15 protein-coding genes are annotated in these 16,748 nt (G+C 64.8%); 2 read left to right on the forward strand and 13 right to left on the reverse strand.

The genetic code is table 11. The features are described from left to right. Position 1 precedes the first annotated feature (1 nt). Complete coding sequence (gene qrcD, locus DESLA_RS0117150; RefSeq protein WP_028573427.1) at positions 2-1,237, forward strand: menaquinone reductase integral membrane subunit QrcD; 1,236 nt, start codon at positions 2-4, stop codon at positions 1,235-1,237. Positions 1,238-1,364: 127 nt separating this feature from the next. On the opposite strand, the gene hydA is transcribed toward qrcD, so the two are convergent. After that, a complete protein-coding gene (hydA, locus tag DESLA_RS21195; protein ID WP_035262012.1) occupies positions 1,365-2,780 on the reverse strand; it encodes a dihydropyrimidinase in 1,416 nt (471 codons plus the stop codon). 66 nt (positions 2,781-2,846) lie between these two features. Between hydA and DESLA_RS21200 the strand changes: the two genes are divergently transcribed. Then, positions 2,847-3,503: a nucleotidyltransferase family protein gene (locus tag DESLA_RS21200; protein ID WP_051434804.1), complete on the forward strand. Its 657-nt coding sequence runs from the start codon at positions 2,847-2,849 to the stop codon at positions 3,501-3,503. Here DESLA_RS21200 and yqeC read toward each other — a convergent pair. From yqeC to xdh, 12 genes are all read right to left on the reverse strand, one after another. Further along, the gene (gene yqeC / locus DESLA_RS21205; protein WP_051434805.1) at positions 3,462-4,241 is read right to left on the reverse strand and encodes a selenium cofactor biosynthesis protein YqeC; all 780 of its coding nucleotides are present in this window, start codon (positions 4,239-4,241) and stop codon (positions 3,462-3,464) included. The genes DESLA_RS21200 and yqeC overlap by 42 nt on opposite strands. Then, positions 4,238-4,753 carry a xanthine dehydrogenase iron sulfur-binding subunit XdhC gene (xdhC, locus tag DESLA_RS21210; RefSeq protein ID WP_051434806.1) on the reverse strand — a complete coding sequence of 172 codons (516 nt, stop codon included), beginning with the start codon at positions 4,751-4,753 and terminating at the stop codon, positions 4,238-4,240. The genes yqeC and xdhC overlap by 4 nt, the downstream gene beginning before the upstream one ends. Then, positions 4,747-5,691, reverse strand: coding sequence for a xanthine dehydrogenase subunit XdhB (gene xdhB, locus DESLA_RS0117175; protein ID WP_028573428.1), 945 nt, complete (start codon positions 5,689-5,691; stop codon positions 4,747-4,749). The genes xdhC and xdhB overlap by 7 nt, the downstream gene beginning before the upstream one ends. A gap of 12 nt (positions 5,692-5,703) precedes the next feature. Next, the gene (xdhA, locus tag DESLA_RS0117180) at positions 5,704-8,004 is read right to left on the reverse strand and encodes a xanthine dehydrogenase subunit XdhA (RefSeq protein ID WP_028573429.1); all 2,301 of its coding nucleotides are present in this window, start codon (positions 8,002-8,004) and stop codon (positions 5,704-5,706) included. Then, entirely contained in the window at positions 8,001-8,957 is a 957-nt protein-coding gene (yqeB, locus tag DESLA_RS21215; protein WP_051434807.1) for a selenium-dependent molybdenum cofactor biosynthesis protein YqeB, read from the reverse strand. Before yqeB ends, xdhA begins: the two co-directional genes overlap by 4 nt. A gap of 42 nt (positions 8,958-8,999) precedes the next feature. After that, positions 9,000-9,323 (reverse strand): nucleotidyltransferase domain-containing protein, encoded by a 324-nt coding sequence (locus DESLA_RS21220; protein WP_156933011.1) that lies wholly within the window; start codon positions 9,321-9,323, stop codon positions 9,000-9,002. After that, entirely contained in the window at positions 9,316-9,483 is a 168-nt protein-coding gene (locus DESLA_RS23050; RefSeq protein ID WP_156933012.1) for a hypothetical protein, read from the reverse strand. The genes DESLA_RS21220 and DESLA_RS23050 overlap by 8 nt, the downstream gene beginning before the upstream one ends. Before the next feature lies 1 nt (position 9,484). After that, positions 9,485-12,220 carry a hypothetical protein gene (locus DESLA_RS22030; protein ID WP_028573430.1) on the reverse strand — a complete coding sequence of 912 codons (2,736 nt, stop codon included), beginning with the start codon at positions 12,218-12,220 and terminating at the stop codon, positions 9,485-9,487. Between the two features lie 40 nt (positions 12,221-12,260). Continuing rightward, positions 12,261-12,464 carry a type II toxin-antitoxin system HicA family toxin gene (locus DESLA_RS22610; protein ID WP_084032154.1) on the reverse strand — a complete coding sequence of 68 codons (204 nt, stop codon included), beginning with the start codon at positions 12,462-12,464 and terminating at the stop codon, positions 12,261-12,263. Then, positions 12,451-12,678, reverse strand: a complete 228-nt coding sequence (locus tag DESLA_RS0117205; protein ID WP_028573431.1) for a type II toxin-antitoxin system HicB family antitoxin — start codon at positions 12,676-12,678, stop codon at positions 12,451-12,453. Before DESLA_RS0117205 ends, DESLA_RS22610 begins: the two co-directional genes overlap by 14 nt. Positions 12,679-12,794: 116 nt before the next feature. After that, positions 12,795-14,072, reverse strand: coding sequence for an amidohydrolase family protein (locus DESLA_RS0117210; protein ID WP_028573432.1), 1,278 nt, complete (start codon positions 14,070-14,072; stop codon positions 12,795-12,797). Beyond that, positions 14,057-16,684, reverse strand: coding sequence for a selenium-dependent xanthine dehydrogenase (gene xdh, locus DESLA_RS21230; RefSeq protein WP_051434808.1), 2,628 nt, complete (start codon positions 16,682-16,684; stop codon positions 14,057-14,059). The genes DESLA_RS0117210 and xdh overlap by 16 nt, the downstream gene beginning before the upstream one ends. Positions 16,685-16,748: the final 64 nt, after the last annotated feature.

Here is a 16,748-nt window from a genome sequence, read left to right on the forward strand (position 1 = left end):
CATGAGTGATAAAGAATTGTGGCCCGAAGGGGTCCAGCGTTGCTCCTTGAAGCTGTTCATCGCCTGGCTGGCGGTCATCTTCGCCGTGCTGGCCTGGGGCGTTTACGCCGCCTACGTGGTCTGGTCCGGCGGGCTGATCGTCACGGGCATGGACAATTACTTCGCCTTTGGCTTGTACATCATCTTCGACTTGGCCGTGATCGCCCTCGGGGCCGGGGCCTTTTTCAGCGGGCTCTTGTATTACCTGATCCGCGTCGAAGGTCTGAAGAACATCATCAACCTGGCGGTGATCATCGGCTTCATCTGCTACTCCGGTGCGCTGCTGATCCTGACCCTGGAAGTCGGTCAGCCGCTGCGGGCCTGGTTCGGATTCTGGCACCCCAACGTCCACTCCATGCTCACGGAAGTCATCTTCTGCATCACTGTGTACATGTTGGTGCTGACCATCGAGTTCATTCCGATCATTCTGGAGAACCGCAAGCTGAACAAGATCAAGTTCCTGCATCACATGGCCCACAACTTCCACGTGATCATGCCCTTGTTCGCCGGTGTCGGGGCCTTCCTGTCCTTCTTCCACCAGGGCTCTCTGGGCGGCATGTACGGCGTGCTGTTCTCCCGGCCCTACGCTTTTCGTGAAGGCTTCTTCATCTGGCCCTGGACCTTCTTCCTGTTCATCCTTTCCGCCGTGGCCTCGGGACCGGGCTTCACCATGCTGGTCGCCACGCTGATGGAGAAAATGACCGGCCGCAAGCTGGTGGACTTCAGCGTCAAGGCCTTGATGGGCAAGATTTCCGGTACCATGCTGGCCATCTATTTGGTCTTCAAGTACCTGGACACGTGGGCCTGGGCCACCGGCATCCTGCCCCGATCCGGCCTGACCTTCAGTGAAGTGTTCTACGGCGTGGCCTACGGCAAGTGGCTGCTGTTCTCCGAACTGATCGTCTGCGGCCTGTTCCCGGCCATCCTGCTGCTCAACGCCAAGACCCGGAACACCCCGTGGATTCTCTATTCCGCATGTACCCTGGTCGGCATCGGCGTGATCATCAACCGGTACGTCCAAACCGCCCAGACCCTGGCTCACCCGGTCATGCCCTTCGACCGCTGGTACGTCTACATGCCCACCTGGGCTGAATGGGCCCCGTCCCTGGCCATCATCGCCTACGGCGCCCTGATCCTCAGCCTGGCCTACCGCTATCTGCCGGTTTTCCCGCAGGAGCGGAAGCTGAATCAGGCCTAATATCTACGAGGCCTAAAGACGACAAAGCGCCCCTTTCCGTGAGGAGAGGGGCGCTTTTTTATGTTTGGAGTTTGGTGAGGATTCGGCTGAGATGAGGGTGCAGGGTCGGAAAAAAATCTTTTTGTCGCTACTTACTCAGCAAGTCTCGAAGGGAGCGAAATCCCGGCTCGAAAGTCGGTCGGACAATGTGCCGCCCGCTACCCGGTTCGGCGTTGACGCGGCCTTCGCGCACCACTTCCCATCCAGCCAGATAAGTGGCCACGGGTGCGCCGCGAAAGGCCATGCCTTCGAACACGCTGTAGTCCACGGCGTGGTGATGAGTTTTGGCGCTGACCGTGTGTTCGGCCTGGGGATCCCAGAGCACGATGTCCGCGTCCGCGCCGGGAAGGATGCAGCCCTTGCCGGGATATATGTTGAACAGGCGGGCCGCGTTGGTGGAGGTTACGGCCACGAATTGTTCCGGCGTCAGACGGCCCTGGGCCACGCCGCCGTCCCAGATCACCCGCATCCGATCCTCCAGTCCCGGGGTGCCGCTGGGCAGCTTGGAGAAGTCGCGCAACCCGCCTTGGCGTTGGGCGTCGGTGAAGGCGCAGTTGTCGCTGGCCGTGACCTGGATGGCCCCGGTGGTCAGCCCGGTCCACAGGGCTTCGCGGTCCTCCTTGGGGCGAAACGGCGGGCTCATCACAAAGCGGGCCGCGGCCTGGGCGTCCTCCTGCTCGTAAACTGTCGCGTCCACGGCCAGATGGCCGCCCAGGCATTCCGCGAACACGGGCAAGCCGCGGGCCCGGGCCGCGATCACCGCGTCCAGGGCCTGGGCGCAGGAGAGGTGGACGATGTAAAGCGGCACGCTCGCGGCCTCGGCCACGGCAATGGCCCGCCACGTGGCGTCCGCCTCCCCGGACGCGGGATGGGAGATTGGGTGGCCCCTGGGGTGGGTTACTCCCTGGGCCAGGAGCTTGCGTTGCAGAAAGGGGATGATCTCGGCATTCTCGGCATGAACGGTGCACAGACAGCCCAGCTCCCCGGCCCGGGCGAAGCTGTCCGGCATCTGCTCCGGATCGAGCATCACCGTGCCCTTGTAGGCCATGTAGTGCTTGAAGGAATTGACCCCCCGCTCCCGGGCCAGCACGCCCATTTCCTGGGCAACACGCGCGTCGAACCAGGTCACGGCCACATGAAAGGAATAGTCGCAGGTGGCGCTGCGGGCCAATTTCATCCAGGCGTCATGAGCCTGGAGCAGGGATTGCCCCTGGCGGGGAATGACGAAGTCGATGATCGTGGTGGTCCCCCCGGCCAGGGCGGCCCGTCCGCCCTGTTCAAAATCGTCCGCGGTGCGGGTTCCGGCAATGGGCATGTCCAGATGGGTGTGCGGGTCGATGCCGCCGGGCAGGGCCAGCAGACCCTCGGCGTCCACGATCCGTGTTCCGGATGGAATGTCCAGATCACGGCCCACGGCGCGTATCTTTCCGTCGGAAACGAGGATGTCCGCCCTGGCGGAGTGGTCGGCGTTGACCACGGTGGCGCCTCGGATCATGATCTGCATGCTGCCTCCGTGCAAAAAGGTTGAGGGGTTAGAAATGAAATACGGTTGGGTTGGCAAGGATCACGAATGTACAAATTAGCCGGCTTGATCCTGGCCGCCGGGGCCGGTCGGCGGATGGGCGGCGGGCTCGGGGGCAAGTTGTTGCTGCCGTACCGCGGCGAGCCGCTGGTTGTCCATGTGGCGCGCAAGGCATTGGCGGTCTGCGATCCGGTGGTGGCGGTGACGGGTTGCAACGCGGAAGCTGTTGCACAGGTTCTGCGGGAGCAGGCTCCTGGATTGCGCTTCGCCCATGCGCCGGATTGGCGCGCAGGCCAAGCCCGTTCGCTCCGGGCCGGACTGGAGTCGCTTGAGGGGGATATGGCAGCAGACATTGCCGGAGTCCTGGTTTTTCTGAGTGACCAACCTCTCGTGCGTATGGAGACGCTGGAAACTTTGGCCGCGTCTTTTCGTGATCACCCGGAAGATTTCGTCGCTCCGCGGTATCGCGGCAAGCGGGGCAACCCGGTTTGTATTCCACGGGCATGGTTCGCGCGGGTCATGGCCCTGGACGGAGATGTTGGAGCCCGGCCGCTTCTGGATCATCCGGATGCGCGGTTACGCCTGGTGGACGTGGATGACTGCGGAGTGCTGCGGGACGTGGACACGGTCGAGGACTACCATGCGCTCATGAACTGTCGGGAATCAGTCGTCATCCAAGAAGCGCAGCCAGCCCTCCGTGACTGACCCGGCGAACCACTCCGTCGCGGATATCGGGCCGTCCGGATGCGCGGCTTTGACGAGTCGCCGGGCATGACGCAGCATGTCCCATGCAGCCTCACCGACTCTGTCCATCTTGTTTGCGAAGAAGATCCGCCGACAACGTAGCTGGACGTTCTTAAACAATCCCAGAGGATGCGCGACCAGATGGGCCAGAACGCGGGCGTCCAAGGAGTCCGTGGGGGGCATGTCGCAAAGCACGGCCAGCCGTTCGGGACGGAAGACATGCTCATTGACCAGGGACACACCCAGGGCATCCGCGCCAACAATTCCGATCACCAAATCCGTTGAGCGGGGAATCACGGGTTCGTGGTCCGCCGGGGCCTTGAGCGATTTGCCGCGTGCGCCGTCGGCTTCCACGAAAATCCGGTCCGCCAGCCCGGAAGCGGCCAGCAGGTCCACGGCCTCGGGCGTAAGGCCGAGGAGTTTGCCTGTGGCGGGGGCACGGTCCCGGGCCAATATCATGGACCGGCACCGGAAGAGGCGGGACTGGAGACGGGGTAGGGACGACTCCTGGCCGTCCCAGAAAACAGGGTATGCCATATTGGCGGCCAGTTTCGTCGTGGTGGTGAGGACAACGGTCTCGCCCGCGGCCACGGCATGGGCGGCCATGGCGGCCATCAGGCTGGTCTTGCCGCCCGCGCCCACCAGAGCAACGAGCGTTGCGTCCGGTAGGTAGAATTCGGCCGGTACGTTTGGGATCAAGGTGGCGTGGATTCGGTGTGGTCGTGGGGCGTAGCGGGCTGGTCGAGAGATTGGCGCACGGCCTGGACAATAGTGTCGTAGCCCGTGCAACGGCAGAGGTTGCCGGCATGGGCTCGGCGGATGTCGTCCTGGGTGATATCTTCGGGATCGCGGCCTTGGTCGCGGCAGGATTCCACAAAAGCGGTGGTGGTCATGATCAGCCCGGGGGTGCAGAATCCGCACTGCACGGCTCCGGCATCCACGTAGGCCTGCTGGACCGGGGAAAGATGGCCGTTTTTTACCTCTCCCTCCACGGTGCGGATGCGTTTGCCGTGAACCCAGGTCGCCAGATAGAGGCAGGCGTTCACGGCCACGTCGTCCACCAGTACGGTGCAGGCTCCGCACTCGCCCACGCCGCAACCCTGCTTGACGCTGGTCAGGCCCTGGTCCCGAAGCAGGTCCAGGAGCGAGGAGCGGGGATCGATGGTCAGCTCGTAGGGGCGATCATTGATGGCGCAGGAGATGGTCAGCATGTCCGGACCTCGCGGTGTTCGGCAACGTGGGTGATGAAGCGCTCCGCGGCGGTGCGGATCATTCGCCCGGCCAGGGTGCGGATGATGTGCATCCGGAAATCTCCCGCCGCCCGCCAGGAGGTGCGGGGGGAGACGTCCTGGTCCAGGGCCGCGAGGGCGGCCTGGACGGCTTCGTCCAGGGGCAGTCCTCGGGCCGCGGCTTCGGCGGCCGGGCAGCGCACCGGGGTGGGCGCGGCCACGGTGAAGGCCAGGCGCAGTTCGTCAACGATTCCCGTGCATCTCTCTGATTTTCCGTTTCCCTCGCTCTTGGCCGATTGTCCGTCTTGGATGCGAACGCCCGCGCCGCAGCCGATGGTGGCGATGTCCATGGCCTGGCGCATGGAATACTTGACGTAGGCCGTGCCCAGGTTTTGATCCGGTTCAGGCTTGATCCGCACCGAGCGCAGAATTTCCCCCTGCCGCAGCTCCACCCGGCCCGGGCCGAGATGAAACCCGCGCAGGGGGATCAGCCGCTGGCCTTCCGGGCCGATCAGGTCCAGGTGGGCGTTGAGGACCAGAAGCGGGGCCGCGGAGTCCGCGCAGGCCGAGCCGTTGCAGATATTCCCGCCGATGGTGGCCGTGTTGCGGATCTGCGGTCCGGCCACCCAGCCCGCGGCCTCGATGAGCACAGGGGCTAGGCGGGCCACCAGTGGTGAGGCCATCATCGTGGCGAAGGTCGTGCCCGAACCGATGCGCAGTTCGCCGTGTTCCTCGGTGATGCTGTCGAGTTCCGGCAGGCCGTGGATGTCCACGATGTCGGCGTAGTCCTTGTGCCCCTCCCGCAACCGGACCAGGATGTCCGTCCCCCCGGCCATGGGGCGGGCAAAAGGGTTCGCGGCCAGCAGTTCCACGGCCTCGGTCAGGCTTTGGGCGCGATGGTAGGATTCGAAGGCGTACATGGCGGATAGTCCTCAGCGCGGTCCCAGCAGCCCGGCGTCTCGGAACAGCGGGAACAGGGCCTTGGGGGTGAGGGGGATGAAGTCGGCCTTGACGCCGGTGGCGTCCCAGACCGCGTTGCGGATGGCCGGGCCGGGGGAGAGCAGGGGCGGTTCGCCCAGGGACTTGTTGCCGAAGCCCCCGGAGGGCTCGGCGGTCTGGACAAAGGCCACGTCCAGCTCGGGCAGGTCCGGGAAGGTGGGCATTTTATAGTCCAGGAGGTTGTTGTTGCGCACCCGGCCGGTGCGCGGGTCCACCAGCAATTCCTCGTACAGGGCCCAGCCGATGGCCATGGCCATGCCGCCCTGGGCCTGGCCCCTGGCCGTGACGGGGTTGATAACCACGCCGCAGTCGTGGACGTTGAGCATGTCCGTGACCCGGACCCGGCAGAGCGGGATATCCACCTCCACTTCCACGAAGGTGCAGCCGAAGGAAGGCGCGTTGCTCCGGGTTTTGACCGAGCGCTCCGCGGTGAGTTGGCCGCCCCGTTCCTTGTGGTAGTAGGCGTCCAGGGCCAACTCGTTCAGGCTCATGAAGACCCGCGAGGGCTGGCGGGCCGCGACCACGAAGCCAGCCTCCAGGGCCAGGGCCGGAGCAGGATACCCGGTCATCAGCGCGGCATGGTCCAGGATTTTTGCGCGCAGTTCCAGGGCCGCGGCCTTGACCGCCGGACCGACGACGTAGGTCTGGCGGGAGGCGAAAGCCCCCGGGTCAAAAGGAGTCACGTTCGTGTCCTGGGTGGAGACCACGCGCACGGAAGTCATGGGCAAGTCCAGGACCGATGCAGCCATTTGGGCAAAAACCGTGTCCGCGCCCTGGCCGATTTCCGTGGCCCCGGCCTGGAGCGTCACGCAGCCGTCCTGGGCCAAGGTCAGGCGGACCCCGGAAATCTCCACGCCCACGGGATAGACCCCGGAATTGAAACTGAAGCAGGCCACGCCCACGCCGCGTGGTTTTTCGGGATCAGCTTGCTTGGTCCGAGAGGCCTGGGCTGCGGCCCGGCGCTCGTCCCAGTTGAATCGCTCCCGACCCAGGCGCAGGCAATCGGCCAGACCGTGGGTTTCGATGGGTTTGCCGGAGCGAGGATTGACGTCCCCGGGGCGTCCGGCATTGATCAGGCGCAGGTCCAGTGGGTCCATGTCCAGAACCCTGGCCGCTTCCTCCAGCAGGCATTCGCAGGCAAAGATGATCTGGGGCGAGCCGTAGCCGCGCATGGCTCCGGCAATGGGCAGGTTGGTGTAGACCGTGGCCGCCTGGAAGCGGACTCCGGCGTGGGGATACATGCTGCACAGCTTGCCCCCGCCCGCGGAGACCACGGAATGGCCGTGGGAGGCATAGCCCCCGGTGTTGGACACGGCGTCCATGTCCATGGCCAGCAGCCGCCCGTCCCGGGAAAAGCCCGCCTTGGCCCGGATGCGCATGGCATGGCGGGTGCGGGTGATCATGCTTTCCTCACGGGTCAGGGCCATGCGTACCGGTCGGCCCAGCTTCCAGGCCAGGAAGGCGACCATGGGCTCCAGGAGCACATCCTGCTTGGCCCCGAATCCCCCACCCACATAGGGCTTGACGATCCGCACCCGACTCCAGTCCAGGCCCAGGGCCTGGCCCACCACCCGGCGGCAGATGTGCGGAATCTGGGTGGAGGTGATCACGGTGATCCGCTCCATGTCCTCCATGTAGGCGTGGGCCACCACGGGTTCCATGTGGCAGTGCTGGGTCACCGGGGTCTGGTACTCGCCCTCCACCACCACGTCGGCCTGGGCAAGGAGAGCATCCACGTCTCCGCCGACGCTGAACCCGTCCTGCTTGACGATGTTGCCGCCGGGGTGGATGGCCGGAGCCCCGTGGGCCATGGCCTCCCGGGGATCGGTGAGCACCGGGAATTCTTCGTAGGACACCGCGACCAGGCTCGCGGCGCGTTGGGCCGTAAGCTCGTCCCGGGCCACCACCACGCCGATCTCGTCACCATGAAAGCGGACATGCTCGGTGAGCAGCAGGCGGTCGGCCACGTCGGCATGGGCCGGATCAAGGGAGAAGGGATGGCCAGCCGGGGCGTAGGGCAGTCTGGGCACGTCGGCGAACGTGAACACGGCCTCCACGCCGGGCAGGGCCAGGGCCGCCGAAACGTCCATGGTCAGAACACGGCCATGGGCCACGGTGCTCCGGATATACACGGCCGAGAGTATGCCCGCGGGGAGCATATCCTCGGTGTACCGGGCCCGGCCCGTGACCTTGGCCTCGGCGTCCAGACGCTTGACGGGTTGTCCGATGCTCATCCGGTTCTCCCGAGATGGATGGGTAGGGGTGATGGTTCAGGATGGGACTTCGGCGGGGTCTGGCCCAAATCAGGCTCAAGGCGAGGCTCAAGCCCGGGAACGGTCCCGGCCCGGAGGCCGTCCAGATGGGCGCGAACAGCCCGCAACACGCCTTGGCCCACGGCCCGCGCCTTGTCCGAGACGCGGCGGCAACGCCATGTTTCGCCCCTGGGGTCCACGTCCCCCAGTTTCAGGCCTTTTTCGACCACGACGCCGGAGCGCAACAGTCCGCGAATCACCCCGGAAGTCAGAGCCGTCACCGGGGCGACGGTCCCGTGCGCGTCCACTTGGCCCACGGTCTCCCCTTCTTGGACCATGTCGCCGATGGTCCGGCAGGCTGTAAAGACGCCGTCCATGGGCGCACGCAAAAGCCGCTCCAGAGACTTGCCCAGCACTGGACCCGGAATGCCGGTGTTCGGAAAGGCCGAGCCGGTGGAGCGGATCTCGCCGAGACCTTGACCGCGATGGGTTTCCACCACGCAGTGCACATCCTTCCCAGCGGTGAAACCCGGCCCCAGCCCGATGACCAGAGGAGCCATGTCGCGATGGACCCCAGTATTGCGCTTGGCTATCAGGGCGTCGACTAAGACATGGGGGAGAAGTTGGGGCTGAAGCTGCTTCAGGCAGGTCATGTCCGGGTCGACGAGAACCGGAATCTCTCCCTTGGTCCAGGCCGACGTCGCTTGGTCCAAGGCGTCGATCCGCACCGCCCCAATCCCTTCCACGTCGACCCGGCCCTCGTGGACCGCCTCGGAAAACGCCACCAGCCGCCGTACGGCCAGCGGCCGCGCGCGTTCCAGCAACAGCAGACGCCTCAGCCCGGCCTCGTAGAGTTCCAAGGCGACGCCCGTGGCCAGGTCTCCGGCTCCGCGGATGAGGATGGAAGGGGTAGCTGGTATATTGGATGGGGGCATGAGAATATGTGAGAAAATTGCAGAAGGAAACTGTTCGTTTTTTTATACAGTAATCTGGACGCCTTCGCGACGCGCGCATTCAATAATGGTGCTTTCATCATCCGTCTTCCAGCGGTTCAACCCAACGGGCAGCGGTTCAATCCGACTGTCCGTCCGCGCGGCTGTTCGCCAAAGCAGATTGATGTCTTCTCGGCTGTAGGGCGTGTCGTAGGCCGGAGATACGACAAGTAGGTCAATGTCGCTCCAGCGATGAAAATCATTGCGGGCACGGGAGCCGTACATGACCCCGAAGCAGACTGGGATGCCGAGGCGAATCAGTTCTGTCAGGTAGTTTTTTACGGCAATTTGAGTTGATTCTTCAGGCATGAGGCTCAAGATGTTCCTCGTAAACTTCCAACATATCCCCCAGTACCTCTATCAGTGCAGAGAGTGGGTGATCAGCATCATCGCGGACGATGTCGAGAAGATGATGCAGCAGGCAAGTTGCCTGCTGGTATGTCAGCCCTGAAGAGTGTTCATTTTCCATTTTAAAGTATCCCCAACGGCGACCTCATGGTCATTGTGAACAGCAATCCCGCCTCCATGGCTGGTCCAAGGTCGACCAGGTTCGAATTCGGGGGCAGGTCGGCGCTGGTGGGTTCCAGGGTATCCGGGTTGAGAGTGAGGGTCAAAGATTTGCTTTCGTAGCGCAGGCCCTGGTGGGTGCGGGTCAGGCTGGCCGGGGTGCCGTGATGCAGGATTTCCATGTGGTCCGGGGTGGCCGGGAAATAGCCGTTCTGTTCGTCCTCGAAGCCGGCCCTGGTCAGGTGAATGCGCGGCTTGTCGCTGAAGGGCGCTCCGGAGGAGGGGCAGAAGGTGGCGCAGTTGCCGCAGGTGTTGCAGACGTCGGCCAGGATCACGATCTGGGTGCAGTCGGTCAGGGGGCGGTTTGCCGTGATGCGGAGGGCGGGCTTGCCGTCCGGGTCGCGGTGGACTTCCCCCCTGGCAATGGGGCCGAGGAAGGGCGGCAGGGCCAGGATGGCCCGGTTGGGGCAGACCGTGACGCAGATTTCGCACAGGCTGTCGCAGCGCAGGCAGCGGGCGGCCTCCAGGGGCATGGCTTCGTCGTCGGTGACTTTACGAGACCCGGAGTCAGGGTCGGCATAAGGGCCGAAATCGCGGATGTGACGGGCCGAGCGCAACGCCGAAATGTCGGCCTCGGGGCGAGATGGCCTGTCCGCGGGTTGTGGAGGCAAGTCTTGGGATCGCAGATAGGCTTTTGCGGCCTCGCGGCCCAATGCTACGGCCCTGGGCAGGCTGCCGGGGCCGGTGGGCAGGGGGCCGTCAAAGGTGATGACGTGGTCGCTCTTCGGCTGGTCCTGGGTTGCACCGTCAATGACAACTAGAGTTCCGTATCGCGTCCCGTTTTGAGAGGCGCTTAGGCTCAAGGCTCTCAGGTCAGCGAGATCCGTAAGCAGGGCGCGTTTGGCTGGCGAGGCTCCCTCTGCTTGGAGGGCATTCTCCGGTACGAGCAGGGTCACGTCCACCCCGGCCTGGATCAGGGTCCCGGCGCAGCTTACGCTCCGGGCATCCAGGCCATGCACGACCACGGAGGCGGTGTTTTCGGCGTTGCTCGTTGCTTGTGGTTGGTCAGGCGAACTGGAGTCAGGCCCTCCCAGACGGGCCGCCGCGGCCTTGGCCTCCCGGATGCGCAAGGGCGTATCCAGGTTGCCCCGTGTGCAGCGCTTGCGGCACAGGGCGTCGCAGGCCAAGCCCAGGTGGTGGGCCGGAGCATTGGTAGCCCGGATGGTGGCCAGCGCGGCCGTGGGCCTGTTTTGCGCCAAGTGGCCCAGGTAGGCCGGAATATCCTGGCTGGCGGCGCAGGCCGCCCTGCAGGGAGCGGTGAAGCAGTCCAGGCGGGGCAGGGGGCGGGGGATTTTGACGTCCGCGTGGGTCTTGGCCGTTTTGGCGTAGCGTCGGGCTGTGGCCGTGGCTTGAGCGTAGGCGGCCAAACCCGGGCCTTGGGCCTGCCACTTCTCCAGGCTTTCGGCTCCGGCGGCGGCCATCCGCTCTTTGAGGACGTCCATGTATTGGCGGAGACGACCATACCCCCCGGGTTTGAGCAGGTCGCTGCACGAGGTCACCGGCCCCAGCCCGGCGGCCAACAGATCCGGAATGTTGAAGGCGTCGGCCCCGGCGCAGAAGGACATGGGCGGACAGCCTTCGGACTGCTCTGGCCCGGAGTCCTGTTGCTCTCCCAAGTGTTCACGCAGCAGCAGGGCCACGTGTACGGCCAGGGGGTGCAGGGGGCGGCCGCTGCAATAGACCTGCTGTTCCGCCTCGGGCAGGGCTGAGCGGTTCACGCAGGGCAGGGTGTTGGTCAGCTTCAGGTTGAACTCCACGCCCCGCTTGCGGGCCGCGGCGGACAGGGTGCGGATGATGGGCAGGGCCTGATCCAGGGACAGGTCATTGGCGAAAACTGCATCCGGCACCTCCATATCCCAGCCCAGGCCCTGGAGCAGGGCGCGGACCCGCTCCGGCCCGAGCAGGGTGGGGTTGAGCTTCAAGGTGGTGTGCAGCCCTCGGTCCTCGATAAAATGCAGGGCAATGCGTTGGATTTCGTCCGGGGGGCAGCCGTGCATGGTGGAGATGGTCAGGCTGGTGCTGACCCCGTCGGGCAGGTCCACCCAGGCCAGTTCGGGGCAGACGCGGGACAAGCGCGTCGCGGCCTCGGCCATGTCCTCCGGACAGTGGGTCATGCGGTCCAAAAAGCGGGTCATGGCCGGACTGGTGATCCCGGCCAGGTCGTACCCGGCGCTCATGTTCAGGATGAATCCCGGGTCGCGTCCGTCCCCGCCGGCGGGAAAATTCATTTTACGGCGCAGGGCCAGGATCAGCAGCAGGCCGTTCAGGTACTCATCAAAGGACTGCTCCAGCTTGAGTTCCTGCGACCACTCGCAGTTGTAGCCCTCGTCGCGCATGTCGATGCACGGTCTGGCCAGGGTCAGTTCGTCCAGGATCTGGACGGTCTTCAGTTCCAGATATCGCCCCCCGCACAGCCAGGCTGCCACCAGGTTGCGGGCCAACTGGGTATGCGGTCCGGCTGCCGCGCCGATGGGCGTTTCCAGGCGCTGGCCGTAGCGGGTCGTGGTGAAGGGGTCATCCGGGCCTGGCTGGAAAAAACAGGCCTTGGGTATGCCCAGGATCTGCCCATGCTTGAGTTCGTCGAGCAGGGAAGCCAGAAGTTTGTCGTGAGGGATGGGATGGAAGCGGTCCATGGTCATTTCTTGATTCACCTACTCGGCTGGTAAAAGCTCTTTTGGGTCATTGCAACAGATCGTCAAAGGAAAGCTCGGCGTCTCTCAGGATTTTCCTCAACAGGCCTTTTCCGACATCCTGACAGGAATGAGAAGGGACTGTTACCGTGCGTCCATCCTGGTGACGCAGTCGGACATGGCTGCCACGCTGGCGGACAGTCAAAAAACCTTGCCTTTTCAGCGCCTTGAGAACCTCTTTAGATGTAAGCATGGGAAGGTTCGTAATCAATGCTCACCTTTTGGACTCCAATGAACTCGTTTTGCGAGTAGGGTTCTTCAATGCACATCTCTATGACTTCCCGGATGTTACGCAGCATCTCTTCCATGGTTCTTCCCTGCGCGTAACAGGCTTGCAAGCTGGGGACTTCACCGACAAAAAAGCCGTCCTCATCCTTCTCGACCACGACGAAAAAGTCCTTGGCCATGTGTTCCTCCACCTTCAGATCTTATTGTTCAGAGATATTCCACGCCTGTGACGTTTACTCTCGAGGCGTCCATGTTCAGGCCCATGTTGAAACTATCGATCACTTCGCTGTATTTCTCAACTCTCCGTCAACCGTTTCCACAACCTTTGGGCCTGTTCCCGTGCATAGCCCAGAATTTCCGCTTCGTCATGGCTGACCAGGCGGCGGTTTTCGACCACGATTCGGCCCTGGGCGATGACCGTGTGGACGTGGACGGCTTCCAGGCCGAAGAGGAAATGGCCGAGCATGTTGTCCGGGGTCATGGGGGTGGGCGTGTCGTAGTCCAGGATGACCAGGTTGTTGGGGCCGTCGCCCGGCGCGTTGACGCGGCGGATCAGTTCGTGGGTGCGGCGCAGGCGGTCGTAGGCTTCGCGGAAGCCCAGGCTTTCGGTGCTTTGCCCGGCGATGAACGCGGCCTTCAGGGCCCGGAGCATGTCCACGTGCATCCCGTCCGTGCCCAGGATCACCCGGGAGCCGAGGTCGTCGTAGCGTCCCAGGCCGACGTTGTTGTTCAGGTTGGACTCGCTGGCCTGGGCCACGAGGACCGGGGAGCGGCGCAGCAGTTCCCGTTCGGCGTCGTCAAGATGCACGCAGTGGGCCAGCAGGGTTCGCGGGGAGGCCAGGGCGCCGGCATCGGCCAAGCGTTGGACCACCCGTTTTCCATATCGCTCAAGGCAGTGGTTCTGGTCCGCCGGATCCTCGGCCACGTGCAGGTGCAGCCCGGTCTGATACTTCCCGGCCAGGGCCACGGCCCGGGCGAGCAGATCGTCGTCCACGGTGAAGGAGGCGTGCAGCCCGACCTGTCCGATTCGCCCGGAAGCAAGGTAGGCCTCGGTTTCGGCCAACCCGGCCTCCTTGACCGCCTCGCCGTCGCGGCACGATATTTCATAGCACAGCAGATGCCCCAGCCCCACGGCGTCAAAAGCCTTGGCAATGGTCTCCAGGCTGCCCTCCACGGCAAAGGGGGAAGCGTGGTGATCCACGACAAAGGTCACCCCGCGCTTGGCGCAGAGCAGGGCCGTGGCCAGGGCGCTGGCCTCGATCATCGGCAGATCCAGGCGCTTGTCCAGCCGCCACCAGACCAGGTCGAGAATCTCCGGAAAATTGGTGGGCGTGCGGGGCGGGGCGGGCATGCCCCGGGCAAAGGTGGAGTACAGATGGTGATGGCCCAGGGCAAAGGAGCGGGTTACCAGCTTCCCGGCGCAGTCCAACTCTTGCTGGTTGTCAGAGAATTGCGGGCGATGGTCCAGGATTTCCAGGCTGCCGTCCGGTCCCGGCGTAACCCGCAGGCAGGCGTCCCGCAGGGTCAGATCGTCCGGGTCCAGCCAGCGGGCATTGGTCAGTAGCAGCTCCATGCGGTGTCTCCTTCGCTATTTTGCGTCAGTGCTCCGACAGGTTCTCCCAGAGGCTCCAGGGGCAGGGTTCGGCGAGGAATACCGTCGTAGCGGTAATAGGCCGCGGCGATGGCCGGGGCCGTGGGAATGGAGCCGATCTCGCCCACGCCCTTGGCCCCGCGAGGTCCTTCCGGGTCGGCGTTGTCCACGGCGATGACCGTGATCCTGGGCATGGCGTCGGCCCTGAGCAGGCCCACGTCCCGGAATTTGTCCGAGGCCAGATGGCCTTTGTCCAGACGGAGTCGTTCGGACAGGGCCGCGCCCATGCCCATGAGCACCCCGCCTTCGATCTGGCCCTCCAGCATTTGGCGGTTGACCACGGTTCCGGCGTCGTGGGCCGCCACCACTTCCTGGACCTTGCCGTCGGAGGACAGGAGCACCAGGTGGGCCGCGAAGCTGTAGGCCACGTGGCTGCGGAACGTGCCCGGCTCGCCGCCCGGGGCGGTGTCCGTGCACAGATAGCGGCCTTCATAGGTCCGTCCGGCCAGGGCTTCCAGCCCGCCCGCAGCGTTCATATCGGCCTTGATGTGTTCCGCGGCGTCCAACACGGCCCGACCAAGCTGGAAAGTGCCCCGGCTGGCCGTGGTCGCCCCGGCCACGGCTCCGTAGCGGGTGTCTGAGTCCACCATGATTTTTGACAGATCATCGATGCCCAGAACCTCGGCCAGGAACTGGGCGGCCACGGTGTGGATGCCCTGGCCCATCTCGGACCAGCCGTGGTGCAGGACCAGTCGGCCGCCCGGCAGGATTTCCACCCTGGCCAGACATTCTTCCCGCAGCCCGTTGCCGATGCCGCAGTTCTTGATTCCGCAGGACAGCCCGGCCCGGCCGGACTTCCTGACCCGCTTCCAGGGTTCGCGCAGGGCTTCCAGGCAGGCCTTCAGTCCGATGCCCGGTCCCAGAACCTGGCCCGTGGCCACCATCCTGCCCTGGTCCAGGGCGTTGTCGTAGCGGAACTGCCAGGGATCGAATCCGCCGGCCCTGCACAGCCGCTCGACCATGGCCTCCATGGCGAACACGGCCTGGTTCACGCCAAAGCCGCGCATGGCCCCGTTGGGAATGTTGTTGGTAAACACGGCCCGGGATTCGATGTCCACCACCGGGATGTGATAAGCACCGGTTGCATGGGTGGCGGCCCGGGCCATGACCGCCGCGCCAACCGAGGCGTAGGCCCCGGTATCCCCCAGGATGCGCGCCTTAAGGGCCGTGAGTCGGCCTTGGGCGTTGCAACCCGCGGCATAGCTGAGGCGCATGGGATGACGCTTGGGGTGCATGCGCAAGGACTCGGGCCGGGAGAGCTTGACCTTGACCGGGGCCTGGAGCACCCAGGCTGCCAGGGCCGCGTGGTGCTGCACGGTCAGATCCTCTTTGCCGCCAAAGGCTCCGCCGCAATCCACCATGGTCGCCCGGACTTTCTCCTTGGGCAGGTTCAGGACCCGGGCCACGTCGTCCCGGTCGTGATACATGCCCTGGCCCTGGGTGTAAAAGTGAATCCCTCCAGTGTCCGGGTCCGGCAAGGCCACGGCGCATTCCGGCTCCAGGAAGCCGTGTTCGATGGGTGACGTGTGGAAGGTCTCCGTGACCACGAAGGCGGAGCAGCGCAGGGCCTCGTCCACGTCGCCGCCTCGACGGACGGTCTTCACGGCCAGCAGGTTGCCTGACTCGTGGACCCGGATCGGGCTCTGCTCGGCCTGCTCCATGTCGGTCAGCGGCTCCAGGATTTCATACTCCACTCGGATCAGCGCGGCCGCGGCCCGGGCCTGCTCCCTGGTCTCGGCCACCACGCAGGCCAGCACGTCGGCCACGGTGCGGGTGGTTTCGCCAGGGGCCACGTACATGGGCCAGTCCGGGACGATCATGCCCACGGTGCGCTCCCCGGGAACGTCCGCTGCGGTGAGCACGCGGACCACGCCCGGCGCGGCCAGGGCCTCGCCGGAATCCATGGCCACGACCCGTGCCCGGGGGTGGGCGCTGAAGTGCAGCGCGCCGTGGAGCATGTCCGGAAAGCGCAGGTCGTCGGTAAACAGGTGGGTGCCCACAGCCCGCTCAAAGGCCCCATAGCGGACGGGACTGGTGCCGAGCACGGGTGGGGCGGCATCCAAACGCGGGGAGACATCGCCGCGTAGAATGCGGGCCGCCTCCAAAATGGCGTCCACGATCTTCACGTACCCGGTGCAGCGGCAGAGGTGCGGGCGTACGGCCTTGATCACGTCTTCGACGGTGGGTTCGGTATTCTGTTCCAACAAGAGCTTGGTCCGGGCCAGAAAGCCCGGCGTGCAGAACCCGCACTGCACCGCGCCCTTTTCCGCAAAGGCCCGGCCCAGGACGCGGCGCAGGTCTTCCGGAAAACCCTCCAGTGTCAGGACATGCTTACCCGCCACCTTGCGCATCGGCGTGGCGCAGGCAAAGGCGGCCCGCCCGTCCACTTCAACCAGGCAGGCCCCGCAGGCCGCCTGGCCGGAACAGCCGTCCTTGGCCGCGGTCAGCCCTTGGTCCTCCCGCAGCCAGGTGAGCAGGGAGCGTTCCGGGTCGCCGTCGTAGGTCGTTGGGGAGTTGTTCAGGGTGAAATCCATGGTGACGTCCAAGGTTGTTTTGGGGGCTGTTTTTTTGAGTTGATGTTCAAGGGGAGGACCGGAG

It is taken from the genome of Desulfonatronum lacustre DSM 10312 (assembly GCF_000519265.1).
GTDB lineage: Bacteria > Desulfobacterota > Desulfovibrionia > Desulfovibrionales > Desulfonatronaceae > Desulfonatronum > Desulfonatronum lacustre.